This is a genomic window from Mycobacterium sp. 29Ha (genome assembly GCF_032883055.1).
Lineage (GTDB): Bacteria > Actinomycetota > Actinomycetes > Mycobacteriales > Mycobacteriaceae > Mycobacterium > Mycobacterium gallinarum.
On sequence record NZ_JAMQTI010000002.1, the window covers coordinates 300,628 to 321,156 of the forward strand.

Annotated in this window: 21 protein-coding genes and 2 pseudogenes; 8 read left to right on the forward strand and 15 right to left on the reverse strand. The window is 65.8% G+C overall.

Going from position 1 to position 20,529, the window contains the following annotated elements; genetic code table 11:
- Positions 1-57: 57 nt before the first annotated feature.
- Together M1248_RS04040 and M1248_RS04045 are read right to left on the reverse strand one after the other, a co-directional pair.
- Entirely contained in the window at positions 58-1,365 is a 1,308-nt protein-coding gene (locus M1248_RS04040; protein WP_317147603.1) for a carboxylesterase family protein, read from the reverse strand.
- A gap of 17 nt (positions 1,366-1,382) precedes the next feature.
- Entirely contained in the window at positions 1,383-2,120 is a 738-nt protein-coding gene (locus tag M1248_RS04045) for an acyltransferase (protein WP_163725668.1), read from the reverse strand.
- A 90-nt stretch (positions 2,121-2,210) separates the two neighbouring features.
- On the opposite strand from M1248_RS04045, the gene M1248_RS04050 reads away from it, so the two are divergent.
- Positions 2,211-3,509 (forward strand): PQQ-binding-like beta-propeller repeat protein, encoded by a 1,299-nt coding sequence (locus tag M1248_RS04050; RefSeq protein WP_317147604.1) that lies wholly within the window; start codon positions 2,211-2,213, stop codon positions 3,507-3,509.
- On the opposite strand, the gene M1248_RS04055 is transcribed toward M1248_RS04050, so the two are convergent.
- The 8 genes from M1248_RS04055 to M1248_RS04090 all read right to left on the reverse strand — a co-directional run bounded on the left by M1248_RS04055 (position 3,506) and on the right by M1248_RS04090 (position 9,651).
- Positions 3,506-4,204, reverse strand: a complete 699-nt coding sequence (locus tag M1248_RS04055) for an esterase (protein ID WP_163725665.1) — start codon at positions 4,202-4,204, stop codon at positions 3,506-3,508. The two genes, M1248_RS04050 and M1248_RS04055, sit on opposite strands and share 4 nt — an antisense overlap.
- 93 nt (positions 4,205-4,297) lie before the next feature.
- A complete protein-coding gene (locus M1248_RS04060; RefSeq protein ID WP_410506615.1) occupies positions 4,298-5,500 on the reverse strand; it encodes a THUMP-like domain-containing protein in 1,203 nt (400 codons plus the stop codon).
- Entirely contained in the window at positions 5,458-6,432 is a 975-nt protein-coding gene (locus tag M1248_RS04065) for a class I SAM-dependent methyltransferase (protein WP_163725659.1), read from the reverse strand. The genes M1248_RS04060 and M1248_RS04065 overlap by 43 nt, the downstream gene beginning before the upstream one ends.
- Before the next feature lie 11 nt (positions 6,433-6,443).
- Positions 6,444-7,091 carry an enoyl-CoA hydratase gene (locus M1248_RS04070; RefSeq protein ID WP_163725656.1) on the reverse strand — a complete coding sequence of 216 codons (648 nt, stop codon included), beginning with the start codon at positions 7,089-7,091 and terminating at the stop codon, positions 6,444-6,446.
- On the reverse strand, positions 7,088-7,879 hold the full coding sequence (locus tag M1248_RS04075; RefSeq protein ID WP_317147682.1) for an NUDIX hydrolase: 792 nt from the start codon (positions 7,877-7,879) through the stop codon (positions 7,088-7,090). The genes M1248_RS04070 and M1248_RS04075 overlap by 4 nt, the downstream gene beginning before the upstream one ends.
- A gap of 76 nt (positions 7,880-7,955) precedes the next feature.
- A complete protein-coding gene (locus tag M1248_RS04080; RefSeq protein ID WP_163725650.1) occupies positions 7,956-8,798 on the reverse strand; it encodes an ABC transporter ATP-binding protein in 843 nt (280 codons plus the stop codon).
- Positions 8,756-9,487 carry a YczE/YyaS/YitT family protein gene (locus tag M1248_RS04085; protein WP_410506616.1) on the reverse strand — a complete coding sequence of 244 codons (732 nt, stop codon included), beginning with the start codon at positions 9,485-9,487 and terminating at the stop codon, positions 8,756-8,758. Before M1248_RS04085 ends, M1248_RS04080 begins: the two co-directional genes overlap by 43 nt.
- Positions 9,488-9,495: 8 nt before the next feature.
- A complete protein-coding gene (locus M1248_RS04090; protein WP_232076063.1) occupies positions 9,496-9,651 on the reverse strand; it encodes a hypothetical protein in 156 nt (51 codons plus the stop codon).
- Between the two features lie 63 nt (positions 9,652-9,714).
- On the opposite strand from M1248_RS04090, the gene M1248_RS04095 reads away from it, so the two are divergent.
- Complete coding sequence (locus M1248_RS04095; RefSeq protein WP_163725643.1) at positions 9,715-11,157, forward strand: PLP-dependent aminotransferase family protein; 1,443 nt, start codon at positions 9,715-9,717, stop codon at positions 11,155-11,157.
- 25 nt (positions 11,158-11,182) lie between these two features.
- Here M1248_RS04095 and serB read toward each other — a convergent pair whose 3' ends face one another.
- Together serB and ctaD are read right to left on the reverse strand one after the other, a co-directional pair.
- Positions 11,183-12,409: a phosphoserine phosphatase SerB gene (gene serB, locus M1248_RS04100; RefSeq protein ID WP_317147683.1), complete on the reverse strand. Its 1,227-nt coding sequence runs from the start codon at positions 12,407-12,409 to the stop codon at positions 11,183-11,185.
- A gap of 28 nt (positions 12,410-12,437) precedes the next feature.
- On the reverse strand, positions 12,438-14,183 hold the full coding sequence (gene ctaD, locus M1248_RS04105; protein WP_163736864.1) for a cytochrome c oxidase subunit I: 1,746 nt from the start codon (positions 14,181-14,183) through the stop codon (positions 12,438-12,440).
- Positions 14,184-14,343: 160 nt separating this feature from the next.
- Between ctaD and M1248_RS04110 the strand changes: the two genes are divergently transcribed.
- The 4 genes from M1248_RS04110 to M1248_RS04125 all read left to right on the forward strand — a co-directional run bounded on the left by M1248_RS04110 (position 14,344) and on the right by M1248_RS04125 (position 17,684).
- Positions 14,344-15,459, forward strand: a complete 1,116-nt coding sequence (locus M1248_RS04110; RefSeq protein ID WP_317147606.1) for an iron-siderophore ABC transporter substrate-binding protein — start codon at positions 14,344-14,346, stop codon at positions 15,457-15,459.
- Positions 15,460-15,469: 10 nt separating this feature from the next.
- Complete coding sequence (locus M1248_RS04115) at positions 15,470-15,745, forward strand: YciI family protein (protein ID WP_317147607.1); 276 nt, start codon at positions 15,470-15,472, stop codon at positions 15,743-15,745.
- A gap of 118 nt (positions 15,746-15,863) precedes the next feature.
- On the forward strand, positions 15,864-16,913 hold the full coding sequence (locus M1248_RS04120; protein WP_317147608.1) for an NAD(P)-dependent alcohol dehydrogenase: 1,050 nt from the start codon (positions 15,864-15,866) through the stop codon (positions 16,911-16,913).
- A 129-nt stretch (positions 16,914-17,042) separates the two neighbouring features.
- Entirely contained in the window at positions 17,043-17,684 is a 642-nt protein-coding gene (locus M1248_RS04125) for a cutinase family protein (RefSeq protein ID WP_317147609.1), read from the forward strand.
- On the opposite strand, the pseudogene M1248_RS33320 reads toward M1248_RS04125, so the two are convergent.
- The 3 genes and pseudogenes from M1248_RS33320 to M1248_RS04135 all read right to left on the reverse strand — a co-directional run.
- Positions 17,681-17,764: pseudogene (locus tag M1248_RS33320) on the reverse strand (hypothetical protein); the annotation flags it as partial. The gene M1248_RS04125 and the pseudogene M1248_RS33320 sit on opposite strands and share 4 nt — an antisense overlap.
- A gap of 124 nt (positions 17,765-17,888) precedes the next feature.
- Positions 17,889-18,602: a hypothetical protein gene (locus M1248_RS04130; RefSeq protein WP_317147610.1), complete on the reverse strand. Its 714-nt coding sequence runs from the start codon at positions 18,600-18,602 to the stop codon at positions 17,889-17,891.
- A gap of 58 nt (positions 18,603-18,660) precedes the next feature.
- On the reverse strand, positions 18,661-19,545 hold the full coding sequence (locus M1248_RS04135) for a zinc ribbon domain-containing protein (protein ID WP_317147611.1): 885 nt from the start codon (positions 19,543-19,545) through the stop codon (positions 18,661-18,663).
- Between the two features lie 385 nt (positions 19,546-19,930).
- Between M1248_RS04135 and M1248_RS04140 the strand changes: the two genes are divergently transcribed.
- Positions 19,931-20,194: a hypothetical protein gene (locus M1248_RS04140; RefSeq protein WP_317147612.1), complete on the forward strand. Its 264-nt coding sequence runs from the start codon at positions 19,931-19,933 to the stop codon at positions 20,192-20,194.
- Between the two features lie 41 nt (positions 20,195-20,235).
- Positions 20,236-20,528, forward strand: a pseudogene (locus M1248_RS04145) (tyrosine-type recombinase/integrase); the annotation flags it as partial.
- Position 20,529 lies beyond the last annotated feature (1 nt).

Genomic DNA, 20,529 nt, shown 5'->3' on the forward strand with positions numbered 1-20,529 from the left:
ATATGGTGGCACTGCGAGGTTGGCGGTGCGGCGCAAATGCTGTTAGTACGCCACCCGTCAGGCGCCTAGCCGCAGCCGCTCGGCGCCCAGGCCGTCGACACCGCGGTAGGCGAAGCGACTCCACAGCCCGCGCATCCGCACGGCCAGTTCGTGATCCACCGGACTTGGGTGGGGGCCCAGCATCGGCGCGCCCGCCCACGCGGACACCGTACCCAGCAGCAACGGCAGATCCATGCAGTGGCAGGCACCCAACGGCGCGTCTCGAGGCGACCAGTCGAGCCGGTACACCGATGCGCGACCCCCCTCGCTTCGCCACCGATCGGCGAGCCGGCGTGCAGGCCCGTCGAAGATTTGACGGGTCATCATTGCCGAGGCCACGCGTGCGGCGGGCTTCGCCAACGGTCCCAATGCGCGCAACCGCGACGCTCGTGGATTGATTTCGACGAACGGGGCGGCGTCGAGCCTGGTGCAGCCGACGAGCAGGTCGACTGTTCGCGCGACCCGCGCGATCCGGGCGGATACTTCACCTGGCGCCGGAAGCGGATCGACACCCAGCAACGGCCCAAAAGCCATTCCGCTGACGAGGCCGAACCGCTGCGCCGCCACCACGGCCGCAACCTGCGCGCGATGCAGTTCGTCCACGCCGGCCGCGAAAGGGTCGGTCTCGCCCAGCGATTCCGCGGCGGCCGCCCGCATCGACGCCGTCATTTCGTCTCGGCCCTCACGCATACCCAGCGGCGCGCTCTGGATGATCGCGCGCGAGTACAGGCCGTCGGCGGCCTCCGACAGCATCAGCGAGTACACCGAGTCGCCGCCTGCGGACTGCCCGAACAACGTGACGCGCGCCGGGTCACCGCCGAATGCGGCGATGTTGTCGTGCACCCACCGCAACGCCAGTAGCTGATCGCGCAGACCGAGGTTGTCTTCGCCCACGCCAAGAGGGGTGCAGTAGCCGAAGATACCGAGCCGGTAGCTGACGGTGACTACCACGACGCGGCCCTCGCCGACGAGGTCGTCGGGGTCGTAGTTCGGGGACTCACCGCTTCCGGAGACATAGGCGCCGCCGTGGAACCAAACCATCACCGGCAGCCCGTCGGCATCGCTGGGGGCGGTGACACTGAGCACCTGGCAGTCCTCGCTGTGTTGCAGCCCCTCGGTGACCGGTCCTGTCACGAACACCAGCCGTGATGGCAGTTGCGGACACACGGGCCCGCGCGCGGTCAGCTCGCGGGGCTCGTCCCAGCGAGCGGCCGACACCGGCGAGAAGTACCGGCTCGCGCTGGCGTAAGGCACACCACGCGCTCGTACGAGCACACCGTCGTCTTCGATCAGGGCAGGGCCCGTCGACAGATCGACGCGCCGCAAGGGCGACTGCGAGTTCGTTAGCGCGCGGCTTTCTTGCGTTCGATGTCGGCCAGAGCGGCGGCGAGCTCGGCGCGCTGGGCTGCCGACGTCTCCCAAGACAGTTTGCGGTTCTTGACGATCTTCGCCGGCGCGCCGACGGCGATCGAGAAGTCCGGAATCTCGCCTTTGACCACGGCGTGTGACCCCAGCACGCAACCACGTCCGATCATCGTGTTGCGCAGAATCGTCACCTTGGTCGCGACCCAGGTGTCGGGTCCGATCCGTACCGGCCCTTTGACGATGCCCTGGTCCTTGATCGGTAGCTCGATGCTGTCCATCCGATGGTCGAAGTCGCAGACATACACCCAGTCCGCCATCAGCACGGAGTCACCGAGTTCGATGTCGAGATAGGTGTTGATCACGTTGTCTCTGCCCAGGACGACCTTGTCGCCGAAACGCAGCGAGCCTTCGTGGCAGCGGATCGTGTTCTTGTCGCCGATGTGAACCCAGCGACCGATCTCCATCGTCGACAACTCCGGCGTCGCCTGGATCTCCACGCCCTTGCCGAGGAAGACCATGCCACGGGTGATGATGTGCGGATTGGCGAGCTTGAACTTCAGCAGCCGCCAGTAACGCACGAGGTACCACGGCGTGTAGGCCCGATTGGCGATGACCCATTTCAGCGAGGCCATGGTGAGGAACTTGGCCTGGCGCGGGTCGCGCAGCCGCGAACCCCGCCACCGCTTGTGTAGCGGCGCGCCCCACATCGTCGTCATGGCCGGAAAGCCTACGCGAGCCGTTGGGCGCCGAACGGTTACCCTCACTGGGACTTCCAAGGCCTTCTTGAACGAAACCGAAAGGGTGCAGTGTTCCGGCGATCGATCGTGCTGGCGTCAACAGTGCTGATCACGGCCGCATTGGCGGGGTGCGGGAACACCGACAGTTGGGTCGAGTCCCATCCCGCGTCGGGCTGGCCCGCCCAGTACGGCGACGCCCGCAACAGCAGCTACGAATCGACCGCGGGCGCCGACGGGTTGCGGCTGGAGTGGACGCGCTCGGTCAAGGGCGAACTCGCCGTCTCGGTCGCGCTGGGATCCGGCAGCTACCTGGCCGTGAACGCGCAAACGCCGGCGGGCTGCTCGCTGATGGTGTGGGAGACCGACAATCGTGCCCGGCAGCGCTGGTGCACCCGCTTGGCGCAGGGGCCGGGTACCGAAGGCCCGCTGTCCGGTCCCCTGTTTGATGGCTTCGACAACCTCTACGTCGGTCAGCCCGGTGCAATGCTCTCGTTCCCGCCGACGCAGTGGATCCGATGGCGTCAACCCGTCATCGGGATGCCGACCACGCCGCGGATCTTGGCTCCGGGCCACCTGCTGGTGGTCACGCACCTGGGCCAGGTGCTCGTGTTCGACGCCCAGAAGGGCGTGGTCGACGGATCTCCCCTGGATCTCGTCGCCGGCGTCGACCCCAAGGATCCCGAGCGCGGACTCGCCGACTGCCGAACTGCCAGTTCGCGCTGCCCGGTGGCGGCCGCACCGGCCTTCGCGGAGCAGACCGGAAGCGTCGTGCTCAGCCTGTGGGAGCCGGACACCGACGCTCCCGTTCTTGTCGGGTTGCGCTACCGCCCAGGACAGAACCCGATGATCACGCGCGAGTGGACCAGCGACGCCGTCGGCGGCGGTCCGCTCGCCAGCCCGGTGCTGTCCGCGGACGGATCGACCGTGTACGTCAACGGACGCGACGAACACCTGTGGGCGATCAACACCGACAATGGTGAGCCGAAATGGTCGGTCCCACTGGACTATCTGGCGCAGACGCCCCCGTCGGTGTCACCTGACGGGCTGATCGTGGCCGGCGGTGGACCCGGCGCGAAGCTGATGGGCATCAAGGATTCCGGTGACCGGGGCGAGGTGGAGTGGACCCGCGACGACGTCGCACCGCTGACGACATCGAGTCAGTCCGGCGCACACACGGCTTACGCAGTCGCACGCGACGGGGAAACCGGTCAGGCGTTGCTCGTGTTCGACCCGGCCGACGGCCGCACCCTCAACCGCTATCCACTGCCCAACGCGGGCGGCTGGCCCGTCGGTGTCTCCATCGGACATGACCGCCGCGTCGTCACCGCGACAAGCGAAGGCCGCGTATACGGATTCGCGCCGGCTTAGAGCGCCAGCATCGGCGCGAGAGCCGCGCGCGGCACCGATGCCTGGACCGGTCCCGCCGATTCCGCGAGCATCTGGCCCTGGCTGAAGAAGAACAGCACCTTGTCATCGGTCAGCGCGAAGGTCTGGTAATTGGCCGGATCGAGTCCCACGCTCTGCGGTATCGCGTTCAGCACCCCCTGCGTTCTGAACAGGTCGTCGTTCACCGCGGGGTAGATCACGTCGAGCGGTTTGGTGCCCGGTTTGAACAGCGAGTCGAACGTGATGGGCGCCTTGGTGGCGAGGTTCCAGTTGAACGACTCGTAGTAGGTCTGCGGACGCGCGCCGCCGACGTTCTGGTACACCTCGAACACCAGACTCTCGGTGCCGACCAGGGGCAACCCCGAACGGTAGCCGGTGCCCTTGGCGTCGAGCACATATGGCAGGCCGCGTGAGCCGGGCATCTCCGAGACGTTGACGAAGCCGACGCGCGCCTGCGTCAGGTAGTCGGCCACCGCTTGCTGATCCGGGTACTGCGCCGGGAAGGTGAAGTCGAGGAGGTACGTGTCGTTTTCGGCGTGCACCGCACAGGTTTGGTCCGGGCCCACGGTACCGCCCAACTCGGCGCATGCCGACTGAGCCATCGCTGTCGGAGTGCCGATGGTGCCGGTCACGGCACACGCCGCCATGACGGCGGCCGCCACCTTGAGAATGCGCATCGTTGGACGTCCTCGCAGCCGGCTCCGGCTCGACCGCCGGTGCATCACTGTCAGGGTACGTGGACTTTGCGCGGACGGCCGAACGACAGAAATTCAGCGAGAAGGACGGCAGATGAATGCCGTTGCCCTACTTGCGGCCCCAGCACCGAGGCGGGTGATCACCACCGAGACCGCCTGCGCGCCGCGCAGTCTGAGCCGCCGTCGCAGCGCGTCGGGATCGACATCGACACCGCGGACCAGGATTTCGACTGCGCCCACGTCGCGGCCCGAAAGCGCCTGACGCAGGCGGCGTTCGCTGTAGCCGAGTTCCTCGAGCACCTCGAAACCACGGACCCCGGTCGGCAACCGATCACCGGACAGGTAGGCGATATCAGCGTCGAGTTGCCACAACCCATGTCTGGCGCCGTAGTGGCGCACCAGGCCCGCGCGGACCACCGCGCCGTCGGGATCGACAATCCATCGACCGGCCGGCGCGATTGTGCAGTCGTCGGGGTCGGCGTCGGTGATCTCCTCCCCCGTGTCGAGCATGCTGGCTCGGCGGGTCACGCCGGGCGCCGCCAGTCCCGTCGACCACAGGCACGCTTCGCGCACACCGCCGCCGACCGACGTCACCTCGATTTCGCCGGAGAAACCCAGCTGCTTGATCCCGTCGAAATCGATTCCCGGCGCGCACTTTACGGCGAAATCCCGGCCGCGGTACACGTCGAGCAGCACATCGAGTCCCGGGGTGTAGTCCCGCGGATCGAACCGGCGCCGTCCGCCGCTGCGGCGTGCCGGGTCGAGCAGGACGACGGCCGACGTGGTGATCGGCCGCAGCGCGTCGGCCCGGCACACATCCACGCCGACCACGTTGTTCCGTGCCATCGCCAACCGGACCGGGTCGAGATCGCTGCCGACGAGAGCGGTTGCGCAGTTTCGCAGCGCGGCAAGTTCGGTGCCGATGGAACACGTCGCGTCGTGCACCACCGCGCCCGACAAGCGTCGGGCGCGGTGAGCGGCGACGCGCTGCGCCGTCGCCTGCTGCAGCGCCTCGTCGGTGAACAGCCAGTCTCCGGGATCGTCGAACTTCGCCGCGGCCCTGCGCCGCAACAGCGTCGTTTCCACCAGAACAGCGGACCACTCACCGAAACGTTTACGCGCCGTGGCGATATCGGCGACCAATGTGGCATCGGTGAGCCGCAGGTCAGCGACTTCGCGCAGCGCCTGCTTGCCGACGGCGCTGCACAGGTACTCGACGTCGTCGAGCCGAAAATCTACGACGGCTTGACCCCGGTGACCATCACGTTGTAGAACCAGCCCTTGGGGACGACCTGCCGCCACAGGTTGTTGTCAACCCAACTCAACGCGATCCAGCTGTTGAAGGCGAATTTCGCGTAGCCCCAACCCAGCCGGCCGGGCGGCACTGCGGCCTCGAGCGTGCGCAACGGCCAGCCGAGCATCGCAGCGGTGAATTCCGTTGTGGCAGTCGATACCTCGACGGCCCCCGCGCTGTGTGCCATACGCTCCAAGTCGCCGGGAGAAAAAGTGTGCAAGTCGACGATCGCTTCCAACGCGGCCGCTCGTGAGGACTCGTCGAGCTCCTCCTGCGGGCGGCGCCAACTCGACAGCCCCGGCAGTTTCGTCAGGTTCGTCACCGCGCGCCACGTCAACGTCGACAACGGCCGCGCGTAGTTCTCACCGGCGTTGCTCGGCTCGCCCGCGAAGATGAACCGGCCGCCGGGCTTGAGCACCCGCACGACCTCACGCAGCGACAACTCGACGTCCGGGATGTGATGCAACACCGCGTGGCCGACGACAAGGTCGAAGGTGTCATCGTCGTACGGAATGCCTTCTGCGTCGGCAACCCGACCGTCGATTTCGAGGCCGAGGTTCTCGCCGTTGCGCAGGGCCACCTTCACCATGCCCGGCGACAAGTCGGTGACCGAGCCGCGGCGCGCCACCCCCGCCTGGATCAGGTTGAGGAGGAAAAAACCGCTACCGCAGCCGAGCTCGAGCGCACGGTCGTAGGGCAAGTTGCGCAGCTCGTCCTCGGGCACCGTCGCGTCGAACAGATCGCGGGCATAATCAACGCAGCGCTTGTCGTAGGAGATCGACCACTTGTCGTCGTACGACTCGGCCTCCCAATCGTGGTACAGCACCTGGGCGAGCTTGGAGTCGTGGCGCGCCGCCTCGACCTGCTCCGCGGTGGCGTGCGGGTTGGGAACCGGAGCGGCGTCAGAACTCGTCATAACAGGGCAGCCTAAAGGTCGAAGGCGGCCTTGGCGGCAGCCAGTACCTGAGCTGGGTGTTCGACGAACCGCTGCGCCCACGCCAGGGCCGCGTCGTACACGCCGTCGGGCGCGACCATCTCGTCGATCAGGCCCAGTGCCAGCGCCTCCTTGGCGTCCATGAACCGCCCGCTGAACACCATGTCCTTGGCCTTGGACAGGCCGACCGTGCTGACCAGCCGCGACGTGCCACCCGCGGGCGCCAGTCCGGCGAGAATCTCGGTCACCCCGAACCTGACGTTGTCGCCGGCGACCCGCCAGTCCGCGGCCAGCGACAGGTTCAGTCCGCCGCCCAGCGCGTACCCCGTGATCGCAGCGACCGTCGGCCTGGGGATCGCGGCGAGCGCGTCGACCGCGCCCCGGCACACCCGGGCCGCCTCTGCGGATTCGGCGCCGTTGAGCAGCGACCGCTCGGGTACGTCGTCGCCGGCGGAGAAGATCTCGTGGCCACCGAAGATGATGACGGCGCGGACGTCCTCGCGACCGCCGATATCCGCCGCGGCCGCTTCGAGCTCGCGGTACACCTGCCGGGTGAGCGCGTTGGTCGGCGGACGGGACAGCAGCAGCGTCGCGATACCCGGGTGCTGCTCGCTGGTGTGGACGGATACGAACTCGCTCATGCCGACGGTGCGTCCCGGCTGTAGCCGTCGGGCGCGCGACGGTTGCGTGCGGCGTTGTACCGGTCGCTGTTGAAGAACTCGATCTCCCAGTTGCCGGTGTCCGTATCGGCCGCCAGATGCGGCTCGACCGGCACGATCTTGCGCTCCACGGCAAGCACTTCGGCGACTGTGCGCCCGTTGAGTGAATCGAGCTGGGTCCACGTGGGCGGGAGCAGAAACGACTTGCCCTCGGCGAACTCGTCGAGACCGGCCTGCGGCGTGCTCCAGAACGCCTTATCGGTTTCGGTGTTCTCACCGTCGGCCCGCTGGCCTTCCGGTAGCGCACCCACGAAGAAGTAGGTGTCGTAGCGGCGGGTGCGCTCCTCCTTGGGCGTCACCCAATTCGCCCACGGCCGAAGCAGATCCGCGCGCAGCACCAGCTTCTCGCTACGCAGGAAATCGGCGAAGGACAGCGAGTGATTCGCCAGCGCCGTACGGGCATCGCCGTAGATCGACGCGTCACTGACGATGCCGTCGGGATCGTCGGCGGGCCCGGCGAACAACACACCGGACTCTTCGAAGGTCTCCCGCGCCGCGGCGCACACCAGCGCTTCAGCCAGATCGGGCGCGACGGCGAATCGTTCCGCCCACCAGGCGGGTTCGGGCCCGTACCAGGCGATGTCGGCGTTGCGGTCGCGGTCGTCGACGCCGCCGCCCGGGAACACCATCACACCGGCGACGAAGTCCATCGCCGAGTGGCGCCGCATCAGAAAAACCTTGATCCCGGCCGCGGTGTCGCGGACCAGCATGACCGTCGCGGCAGGTCTCGGGACCAGTGGATCTTGCGTTTGATCCCCAGTCACTTCGTTCCTACCCTCCGAAAAGTCATGCTCGCCTCCTGTGCGCCGCGCGGCTTCTTGCCCGACGCGCGAAGTAGCGTCCGTCGGCCTTTTCGAGAAGGATCGACTGGCCGAACGCCGTGGACAGATTCTCGGCGGTCAGGACGTCGGGAAGCAGGCCGGAGTCGACGACCTTGCCCTCCGACAGGATCAGACCGTGGGAGAAGCCGCGCGGGATCTCCTCGACGTGGTGGGTGACGAGCACCAGCGCCGGAGAGTCCGGGTCGAGAGCCAGGTCCTCCAATCGCGCAAGCAGGTCTTCGCGACCGCCGAGATCGAGGCCCGCCGCGGGCTCGTCGAGCAGAAGCAGTTCGGGATCGGTCATCATCGACCGCGCGATCAGCACGCGCTTGCGCTCCCCCTCGGACAGCGTGCCGTAGGCGCGCTCGGCGAGATGCTCGGCGCCGACGCTCTCCAGCATGTCGATCGCCTGCTCGTAGTCGATGTCGTCGTAGCGCTCCCGCCACCGGCCCATCACCGAGTAACCGGCCGACACGACCAGGTCTCGGACCACCTCATCGTCGGGCACCCGCTGCGAAAGCGCGGAACTGCTCAACCCGACGCGGGACCGCAACTCCGCCATGTCGGTCCTGCCGAGGCGCTCACCGAGGACCAGCGCGGTACCCGAGGACGGATGCTCCATCGCGGCGGCGATTCGTAGGAGTGACGTCTTGCCCGCGCCGTTGGGGCCGATGACCACCCAGCGTTCGTCGAGTTCGACCGACCACGTGATGGGCCCCACCAGAACCTGGCCGCCGCGGCGCAGAGACACCTTGGCGAAGTCGATCAGCAGGTCGGGGTCGGCTGTATCTCCTTCGACGACTGGCACCTGCCCATCGTAGTGTGGCGAATTCGGCGCGCTGACGCACCGCTGCGGACTGTATGCGCGCCCAATTCGCTCGCCTGTGCGACGTTGGCCCACCCGCTCACGGCAAGAATCGGCTTCGGCGTGATGCGCACGAAGAATTGGACAAGCGGACCGATGCCGAACGCGTAGAGCACGGTGCCGACACCGACCGTGCCGCCGAGCAGCCATCCGATCGCGAGCACGGACGCCTCGATCGACGTGCGAACCAATCGCACGGACAGACCAGTTCGCACGACCAGTCCAGTCATCAGGCCATCGCGGGGACCCGGACCGAGCCCGGCCCCGACATAGAGCACCGTGCTGAACGCGTTGAGCACGACAGCGCCGACCATCATCGCGATACGCGCCGGCATCGACGTCGGCGCCTGCATCAGCAGCAGACCGAGGTCGACCGTGATCGCTATGACGATGACGTTGGCGATGGTGCCGATGCCGGGCCGGTTCCGCAGCGGTATCCACGCCAGCAGCACGACAACGCCGACCACCGCCGACGCGATGCCGATCGTCATGCCCGTGTGCAGGGCCAACCCTTGGTGGAACACATCCCAGGGGTCGAGTCCGAGCCCGGAGCGCACCATCATCGCCATGGAGAAGCCGTAACCGGCGAGGCCGACCAGCAGCGCCGTACCGCGAAGCGACCCTCGCGTCAGCAAGCCCGTCACGAGTGATGCGGGAAGCGCATGCGGATGAGCTCCACTTCGCGCGCCATGCGCTCGGCATCGCGGTCCAGGAAGTCAACGCATCCGGCCGGCGCCTGCCAGCTGAACATCCTCGCCAGTTCGCGGCCCAGTTTTGATATCCAATTCGTTCTCACACTTCGATAATCCGGTCGACTGGCTTGCTCATCAATAGCCAGTTAGCGCATACTGGCTTGCAAATGACCGTAGAAATGGCCGCCAGAGCGCTCGATGTGGACCTCTTGGCCCGCGAATTGGGGAATTGGCGTACGTCCAGTCAAAGTGGACCTGCCTACCAGGGACTGGCCGACGCTATCCGGTTGCTGATCATCGACGGTCGGGTACCGGTCGGCGCACGACTGCCCAGCGAGCGCACGCTCGCCGATGTGCTGCGGGTCTCGCGCACGACGGTCACCGCCGCCTTCACGCAACTTCGCGAGGACGGCTATCTCAACGCTCGGCGAGGGGCCAGGAGCACGACGGCACTGCCGGTCGCGCCCTCGGTCAGGAACGAAGGCATGCCGACCGCGCTGAGTCTTGCCGCGGCCGCGCTGTCCGCCCCCGCCGCCGCCGTCATGGAGGCGTTCGTCGACGCCACCCGCGACGTCACGCCGTACCTGCACGAACCGGGACATGAACTCGTCGGAGTGAGCGCGCTGCGTCAGGCGATCGCTGAAAGATATTGCGAGCGTGGCCTTCCCACCGATCCCGAAGAGGTGCTGGTGACGACGGGGGCGCTGCACGCGATCTCGTTGATCCTGACGACGTACGTGCAGCCGGGCGACCGCGTGCTGGTCGAGCAGCCCACCTATCACGGCGCACTGTCCGCCATCACGACCGCAGGGGCGCGACCGGTCCCGGTTGCGATGACCGAGTCCGGCTGGGAGCTCGACGCCGTGCAGGCGGCGGTCCACCAGCTCGCCCCGAATCTGGCGTACTTCATCCCGGACAACCAGAACCCCACTGGGCTCACCATGCCCGTGGAGGACCGGAAACGCTTGGCCCGCATCATCGCCGAGACACGCACCCGCACGGTCATCGACGAGACGATCCTCGACATGTGGCTGGACGAGCCGATGCCGACTCCCATGGCGGCATTCATGACGACGCGACGCGACCTGGTCATGACCGTCGGCTCGATGTCGAAGTCGTTCTGGGGAGGATTGCGCGTCGGCTGGATCCGCGCCGAGCGCGCCACCATCGCGACGATCGCTGCGTTGCGGCCGTCGATCGACATGGGTACTCCGGTGCTCGAACAGTTCGCCGCGGCAAGGCTTCTCGGCTCCCGCGACGAGATCCTGCCTGAGCGCCGCGAGATCCTGCGGACCCGTCGCGCCCTGTTGCAGTCGCTGCTGAGTCGTCACCTGCCCGACTGGGAACCCGGCACAGGCGTCGGCGGTATGTCGCTGTGGGTGCGTCTGCCCGCGCCGATGAGCACCGCGCTTTCGGCGGCCGCCTCGCGGCTGGGCCTCGACCTGCCCGCGGGGCCGCGCTTCGGGGTCGACGGGACGCTGGAACGATTCGTGCGCATCCCGTACGCGCTGCCCGAGGAGCAGCTCGCCGAAGCCATCGAACTGCTGGCCCGTGCGTGGCACAGCATCACGGGGTCGGCAACACCGGAGCCGACGACCGTCGTCGTCTAGATCTCCGCGCGTGGGGCCCCGTGAGTCAGTCGGGGATGTCGACGCGTCGGATGAGGCCGTCGCGTGCGTCGGCGGCCTCGATCTCCCCGCGGGTGATGCCCAGGATGAACAGCACGGTGTCCAGGTATGGGTGGCTGATCGACGCGTCGGCGACTTCGCGCAGCGCCGGTTTCGCGTTGAACGCCACCCCCAGGCCGGCGGCGGTGAGCATGTCGATGTCATTGGCCCCGTCACCGACGGCCACCGTCTGCTCCATCGGCACCCCGGCCTGGTGGGCGAAGTCGCGCAGCGCCTTGGCTTTTCCTGGCCGGTCGATGATCTGCCCCACGACCCGACCGGTCAGCTTCCCGTCGACGATCTCGAGCTCGTTGGCCGCGACGAAATCCATCTCGAGCTCGTGCGCCAGCGGTTCGATGACCTGACGGAAACCACCGGACACGATTCCGCAGTGAAAGCCCAAGCGCCGCAACGTCCGCAGCGTCGTCCGCGCACCCGGCGTCAGCTCGATCTGCTCGCCGACCTCCTCCAGCACGTTGGCGGGTAGGCCGGCCAACGTGGCGACTCGACGGTTCAACGACTCGGTGAAGTCCAACTCGCCTCGCATGGCCGCCTCGGTGATTTCGGCGACCGCCGCGTGCGCGCCGACCCGGTGGGCCAGCATCTCGATGACCTCACCCTGGATCAACGTCGAGTCGACATCAAAGACGATGAGCCGCTTGGCCCGTCGCGAAAGGCTGTAATCCTCGAGCGCGATGTCGACACCTTCGTTGACCGCGACCCGCGCCATCGCGGCCTGCAACTGCTCGTACGCGCCGCCCGCTGGCACCGACACCCGCAACTCCAGACCGGTGACCGGGTAGTCGGAGACGCCGCGGATGAAGTCGATGTTGACGCCCAACGCCGCGACTTCACGGGCGACGACGCCGAAGGCCTCGGCACTGATGGGACGACCGAGCACGACGATGGTGTGGGTGGATGGTTCACGCAGCACGGGTAGGCCATCGCTGCGCTCGATCGTGACATCCAACCCGAAGCCCTGGACCGCTAAGCGCACCTCGTCGTGCAGCGCGGCGCCACCGGCGACCTCGTCAGGACCCGCCACCAGCACGCCCAGCGTCAGTCGAGAGCGAATGACGACCTGTTCGACGTTGAGAAGCTCGACCTTGTGCCGCGACAGGACCTCGAAAAGCGCCGACGTCACGCCTGGTTGATCGGGTCCGGTGATGGTGATCAACACCGAGACCTTCGGCATGCTCACCCTCGATAGCCCTGCAATACCGTCAGGTGCGAACGTTTTCGTGGTCCAGCCGCGTCACGTCGCCGTCGTCCGGCCCGTGTGCGCGACCCACGTGCGCCTCGGCGCGCATCCGATCCACCATGTGGGGATAGTGCAGCTCGAAAGCGGGCCGCTCCGAACGGATCCGGGGAAGCTCGGTGAAGTTGTGGCGCGGCGGCGGGCAGCTCGTGGCCCACTCCAGCGAGTTTCCGTAACCCCACGGATCATCGACCGTGACCGGCTCGCCGTAGCGCCAGCTCTTGAACACGTTCCACACGAACGGAATCGTCGAGATGCCGAGGATGAACGAACCGATCGTGGAGACGATGTTCAGCGTGGTGAAGCCGTCCGAGGGCAGGTAGTCGGCGTACCGGCGCGGCATGCCCTCGTCACCCACCCAGTGCTGGACCAGGAACGTCACGTGGAAACCGATGAAGGTCAACCAGAAGTGCAGCTTGCCCAACCGCTCGTCGAGCAGTCGGCCCGTCATCTTCGGGAACCAGAAGTAGATGCCCGCGTAGGTCGCGAACACGATCGTGCCGAACAGCACGTAGTGGAAGTGCGCGACGACGAAGTAGGAGTCGGTGACGTGGAAGTCCAGCGGCGGGCTGGCCAGCAGCACGCCCGACAGACCACCCAGGAGGAACGTGACGAGGAAGCCCACCGAGAACAGCATCGGTGTTTCAAATGTCAACTGGCCCTTCCACATCGTGCCTATCCAGTTGAAGAACTTGATACCGGTCGGCACCGCGATGAGGAACGTCATGAAGCTAAAGAATGGAAGAAGTACGGCACCTGTGGCGTACATGTGGTGCGCCCACACCGCGACGGACAGCGCCGCGATCGACAACGTCGCGTAGATCAGGGTGGTGTAACCGAACACCGGTTTGCGGCTGAAGACCGGGAAGATCTCGGTCACGATGCCGAAGAACGGTAGCGCGATGATGTACACCTCGGGATGCCCGAAGAACCAGAACAGGTGCTGCCACAACAACACTCCGCCATTGGCCGGGTCGTAGACGTGGGCGCCGAGATGGCGGTCGGCGGCGAGACCGAACAGCGCGGCGGTCAGGATCGGGAACGCGATCAGCACGAGGATCGACGTCACCAGGATGTTCCAGGTGAAGATCGGCATCCGGAACATGGTCATGCCCGGCGCGCGCATGCACACCACGGTGGTGATCATGTTGACGCCACCGAGGATGGTTCCGAGACCGCCGACGGCCAGGCCCATGATCCACAGGTCCCCGCCCGCGCCTGGCGAGTGGATCGCGTCGGTCAGCGGCGAGTAGGCGGTCCAGCCGAAATCGGCGGCGCCGCCGGGGGTGATGAAGCCGGCGATCGCGATCAGCGCGCCGAACAGGAACAGCCAGAACGAGAAAGCGTTCAGGCGCGGGAACGCCACGTCGGGTGCGCCGATCTGCAGCGGCAGCACCAGGTTCGCGAACCCGAACACGATCGGGGTGGCGTAGAACAGCAGCATCACCGTGCCGTGCATGGTGAACAACTGGTTGTACTGCTCGTTGGACAGGAACTGCAGCCCGGGCATCGCCAGCTCGGTGCGCATGAACAGCGCCATCAGCCCGCCGATGAAGAAGAAGATGAAGCAGGCGACGCAGTACATGATGCCGATCAGCTTGTGATCGGTGGTGGTGATCAGCTTGTAGACCAGGTTGCCCTTGGGGCCCATCCGAGCCGGGAACGGACGACGAGCCTCGAGTTCTCCTATTGGGGGCGCTTCGGCTACCAACAGATCCTCCAAACATCCAGTCGGGAAATCCCGGCGGTCTTCACTGATGAATCCTAGCTCCCGGTGTACCCGGAAGTCGTGGTGGTCCTACAAACTGTCGTAAATGACTCACGACACGGGCTGACCTGCCACGAGCTGCTCGGATGTTACCGTCGGCGGCGTGCTGATCAGCGGACCCCGCGCCGGCCTCGTGGCTGCTCGATCGTTGGGGTCGGCGGCGATCGCGGCCGCGTTCACGATCACCATTGCCAGCGGTTGCGGATCGCTGGGCGGAGACGCCGCCCCCACCCCCGGCCAGCAGTCCGTCGTCACGAGCACCACGAAGATCGCCAGCGCGGGTGTACTTGGCAATCAGCGCAGGCCAGACGAATCTTGCGCACCCGAGCCCACCCCCGTCGACCCCGGACCACCGGACCGCCGGGTCCGCCATGCGGCGGGGGAAACCGAGGTGCGGGCGGATCCGCAGCGCATCGTGGTGCTCTCCGGCGACCAGCTCGACACGTTGTGCGCGCTGGGTCTGCAGACGCGCATCGTGGCCGCCGCGTTTCCCGACGGCTCCAGCAGCCAACCGTCGTATCTGGGCCAAGTCATCCACGACGTGCCCGGGGCGGGCACCCGCAGCGCGCCCGATATCGATGCGATCAAGGCCGCAAACCCCGACCTGATCCTCGGCTCGCAGGCCCTGACGCCCGACGATTTCGGTGAGCTGTCGGCGATCGCCCCCACGGTGTTCAGCGGTCCGCCCGGCGGCGCGTGGCAGGACAACATGCGGACGGTCGGCGAAGCGACCGGTCGCCTCGACGCGGTGAACGGGATGATCGACGGCTTCGAGCGAGCTGCCGACAAGACCGGCGCCGAGAACGACGCCACACATTTCCAGGCGTCGGTCGTCCAGTTCACCGAGACGACGGCGCGGGTGTATGGCACGGACAACTTCCCGGGCAGTGTGCTGGGAGCCGTCGGCGTCGATCGTCCTGCGGCACAACGGTTCAAAGACAAACCGTTCATCGAGATCGGCATCACCGACACCGATCTGGACAACTCGCCCGACTTCTCGGCGGCCGACGGCGACATCGTCTACCTCTCGTTCGACTCCCCCGCCGCCAAAGACCGTGCACCCCGCGTGATGGAGAGCGATGCGTGGCGCAAGCTGTCGGCCAATCGCGACAACCGGATCTTCGCGGTCAACAACGAGGTGTGGCAGACCGGCGAGGGCATTGTCGCCGCCCGCGGAATCCTCGCGGACCTTCCGTGGATCAACGCCCCGATCAATTAGCGTGGCGCAGATGTTCCACATCTTGAAGTCCACCTATCTGCAACCGCCCGACGTCGTCAACGAGACCAGGCCAGCCCATCTGGAGTGGCTGAAGGGCGAGGTCGCCGCAGGCCGCATAGTGCTGGCGGGGCGCCTGGAGGACGAGTCCGGGGCAATCCTGATCACGGGCGACCTCAGCGCCGAGGAGGCGCAATCCATCATCGACCACGATCCCTACACGGCCGCCGAGGTGGCTCGGTATGAGCAACTGGCGTTCAACGGGGCCTTCCGCGCGCCAGGACTTTAGGAACTAACTCACAGTTTCGGCGGGAAGATCGAGGTCGATTCGGTCGTTTGCCTGAGGGTAGGCCGCACTGTCGCGGCGAATTTCTCTTGTGATTACCCCAAGGTGGAAGGCCGTTTTCATGACCATTGTTTCCGCATACGCCGCCACGTCGGCCACCGAGCCGCTGACCGAGACCACCATCACGCGCCGCGATGTCGGGCCGCACGACGTGGCATTCGACATCCATTTCGCCGGCATCTGTCACTCCGACATCCACACCGTGAAGGCCGAGTGGGGCGAGCCGAACTATCCGGTGGTACCCGGCCATGAGATCGCCGGGGTCGTGACCGAGGTCGGTCCGGAAGTGACCAAGTTCAAGGTGGGCGATCGGGTCGGCGTCGGCTGCTTCGTCGACAGCTGCCGGGAGTGCGCCCAGTGCCAGGCCGGCCAGGAGCAGTACTGCACCAACCCCGGCATGATCGGCACCTACAACGCGATCGGCCGTGACGGTGAGCCGACGCAGGGTGGATACAGCGGCGCGATCGTCGTCGACGAGAACTACGTGCTCCACATCCCCGACAGCTTGCCGCTGGACGCTGCCGCGCCCCTGCTGTGCGCGGGTATCACGCTGTATTCGCCGCTGCGCCACTGGAATGCGGGCCCCGGCAAGAGCGTGGCCGTGATCGGCCTGGGCGGCCTGGGCCATGTGGGTGTCAAGCTCGCGCATGCGATGGGCGCGAAGGTGACGGTGCTGAGCCAGTCGCTGAAGAAAATGGAGGACGGTCTGCGTCTCGGGGCCGACGAGTACTACGCCACCTCCGATCCTGCGACGTTCGAGACGCTTGGCGGCTCGTTCGACCTCATCTTGAACACTGTCTCGGCGAACCTCGATCTGGACGCGTATCTGAAGTTGCTGAGGCTCGACGGCACGTTGGTCGAGCTCGGAATGCCCGAACGTCCCATGAGTGTGACCGCTCCGTCGTTGGTCTTCGGTCGGCGCAGCCTGGCCGGATCGCTGATCGGCGGTATCGCCGAGACGCAGGAGATGCTGAACTTCTGCGCCGAGCATGACGTGCGGCCCGAAATCGAGGTCATCACACCGGATTACATCAACGAGGCGTACCAGCGGGTGCTGGCCAGCGATGTGCGCTACCGGTTCGTGATCGATACGGAGTCGCTGAGAGGCTAGATACCTGCCGAAACTGTCCCGGCTTCGCAGGGCCCCAGACAGATCGCGATTTGTCGCCCTTGCGATCCTGGCCGCAGTTTCGTTCCGAGGACGACGTAACGTACGGCGCCTGCGGCCCGAAAAACATTCATGAAGTCCAGGCCTCTTGCGATTAGTCCATGCGTTTTTCACCTGGCGGCCGCCTCATTGCTCGCCGCGCTCCTTGTCATTACCCCAGCAGCATTTACCTCAGCGACGTCGCCGCTGATCCCGGTGGCATCCGCGCAGTGCCCCGATGTCGAGGTGGTCTTCGCTCGCGGCCGCCAGGAACCACCCGGCGTCGGCGCGGTCGGCGACGTTTTCGTGAATGCGCTGCGCTCCAAGACGCCGTTGTCGGTCGGGGTGTACGGGGTCAACTACGTCGCCGACACAGACGCCGCGGCCGGCGCCACCGATATCCGCATGCGCGTTCAATCGATGGCGAAAACCTGTCCCAATACCCGCATGGTGCTCGGCGGCTACTCGCTCGGTGCGACGGCGGCCGACCTCATGACGAGGGCGAACCGACTGTCGTCGAGTGAAAGGCAGCACGTCGCAGCGGTCGTGATGTTCGGCAATGGCGGCAAGCGGCTCGGTCCGGCCCCGGCCTATGCCGACCGCACGATCGACCAGTGCGCGGACGGCGACCCCATCTGCGGGCGCGGTTTCAACTGGGATTCACACCTACAGCCGTCATACATCGGTTCCGGGCTGGTGGATCAAGCCGCGGCCTACGTCGCGGGCAGGCTTTAGAAGTCCCAGTCCTCGTCTTCGGTGTTGACGGCCTTGCCGATGACGTACGACGAACCCGACCCGGAGAAGAAGTCGTGATTCTAAACAGCTACCTCGTCAGGAGGTTTGGAGGGCCGCGACCTGACAAGACACATCACAGTAGTTCACGGCAGTTATCTGTAACTGTGGGCAAAATATGGGCACGCCGTGGGCACTCCCAGCTGACTACGGTTCCCGTAGGACTTCGTTCGGCGAGAACGCACATATATGGGTTTCACCGGCGAAAAACACGCCGATGGTAAGTCCGTCGCCTTGGTCGTCGACATACTCATGGAAGGTGCCCACCTTTCCGTCGTACTCGTCGCCTGCTGCCCTCACTCTCAGTTTCTCGCCGACGACAAATGTGCTCGCTCCTTTCGCATCAGCGGGCACCGCTGGCTGCGACGCCGCTTTCGGAGCCGACAAGGCTTTCGCAGGGCTCGGCGTCGTTAGAGCCTTCTTCGGCGGCGGTTTCGACGCTTGGGACCCTGATTCATTGCGTCGGAAGAGGTAAATGCCTACGACTTCACCCGTCACAACGACATGTTGGCCAGATGCGAGGAACTTGTCTCGACTGTTCTGTCCAGTCTGGATGTAGACCCAGTCAGCATGTTCCAGTCGCCACCCGGCCTCCTCGATCTGTCCGAGCAGATCCGTGCGCGTAAGTTGCCGCCGGATTTTTCCGGCAGTAGCGGAGTTGAATGCGGCGTTCGTGAAGCCAGTGACTGAGGAGTGCGGAATTTCAACCTGGAAAAACTCGTCACCGCGCTTGAATGCGGTGGTGGCTAGGCCTTGTGGCGACGCCCAGAAAGCTTGCTCGGCCCTTTTGGCGGCCGCTGCTGCCTTGCGAGCCGCGTCGGCCGCGCGCTCCTCTTCCGTCTTCTCTTTGAAGAAAGCCATTGTCAGGACCCCTCAGGCAACTTGGATGCTCACGAACCTTTGTACTGCCCTCCGCTAGTCATGCCGGTGGCGCAGTCATTGTTTCTCCGCATTTCCCACACGTAAAACGCTGCGCCGTCGCGCGAATCTCTTGCTCCGCGTCGCATATGGAGCACCGCACAAATCGCTTTTGCACAGTCGTCGCTGGCGCCGCTTCTCGTTTGCCACGAGGTAGTTTCATCGTCGCCCCACAGTTATCGCAGGAGGTGAGAGTGACGTTGAAGGCTTCTTGCTGCTCATGGCTGCAGTTGTGGCAGCGGACTGCGCGTTCGGCGGCTTGTGGATCCGGCGGTGGCGGCTTGGGTTCTAGTTTGGGGGTGGCGTCGCCGAAGCGGTATCCGCAATGTTTGCAGACGCGGGCGTCATAGAGCACCCTCTCCGCGCAGTCGGGACATTTCTTTTTCGCGGGCGAGTCCTCTTCGGCCCAACGACGCACCAACTCTTCATCGTCGCCGCCTAGGTCCGACCCAAACCCTGCGAGTGTGAGCGCACCGGCAGCGGCTGCCACCACTCCCGCACCGGCGACATATATAGCGATTCCTAGGGGCGCGACGATGCCGGGTTGGGTGATGTCGGCGGCACCGTCTGGACCGATTGGATACAGGGTTCGTGTGTTTTCGTCGCTGCCGGTGTACATCAGGATTGCCCCGGCGATGATGCAACCGGCTAAGCACCATATCCACTGATACGAGCGTCCTTGACTCGCACCGACTCCGCTTGCCGCTATCCCGATAGCGAAGAGGAGAAGGATCCAACCGCCGTGCTGGATTAGGGAGTTGTTCTGCACCATCGAGAACACGCCCGTACGTTCGGTTAGCGGCAGAAATACGGAGATCGCTAGCGCGGCGGCACCCACGACGACGAGGCCTAACCCGAGAGCATTTCCAGAATGTGTCTTGCTCACGGCTAATACGGTACGGCCGACCTGCTGGAAAGCGTGGCGGCACTCCCGGATTGTCGGTGCCCGCCGATACCGTCACCATGGCCCGTGAGCAGCAAGCCGCTGGCTCTTCCGCACGCTGGTGCATCGAGAGGCAATAGTGCGCGCGTTGGCCGCACGTGCCGCGGGGGCATGGACGAACAATGTTTAGCGGACCTGCGTTGCGTGGCACCCCGCCTGCATGGGGGTAATACAACGCGGCGTCGGCTGCGGTGTGGTGATCTTGGGTGGGTTCCTTCTCTTCGGCGCGTGCATAGCGATCGCAGTCAGTCCCGACGACAAGTCAGCCTCGAGCGGGCCGACAGCGCCGTCAACAGCGGCTGCACCGGCGGAAGAAGGCCATGACGAAATGCCACACAACGGCACATACGAGATGGGCGGCATGGACGGCAAAGACTGGGGGCCGTACGTCGCTGAAGGCGGCCCCGACTGCCAGTGGTCTATCCGCTCCGTAGCTCCGTACCGACCGGGGATCATCCTCGACAGCGGGACGTTGCCTCAGGTGAACATCCAGGCAGATGGCGATGTCTCGACATTCACGGGTCTCATTGACGACGACCACCGCATCGTGTTCATGACTTCCGGCTGCGGGGCTTGGCAATTGACCTACTGAGAGCTGTGTCGGTGGCCGCCGATACCGGCGAGAGCCGTATGCACCGCCCGCATCCGACGTCCGGATGGTTCGCCAAGGCGGTCACTGCGTCGGAGGTCCCACGAGCCACACCGCACGACCTAAGACATACTGCTGCGAGCCTCGCGGTGTCAGCAGGTGCCAACGTCAAGGCGGTCCAGAAGATGCTCGGGCACGCCTCCGCGGCAATGACCTTGGACGTGTACGCCGACCTATTCGGCGACGATCTGGAGGCCGTGGCTACCGCGTTGGATGCCGCCAATCACGCGAAAGTGTGGGCAAAATGTGGGCACGGGGTGGGCACGGCCACGTGTAGA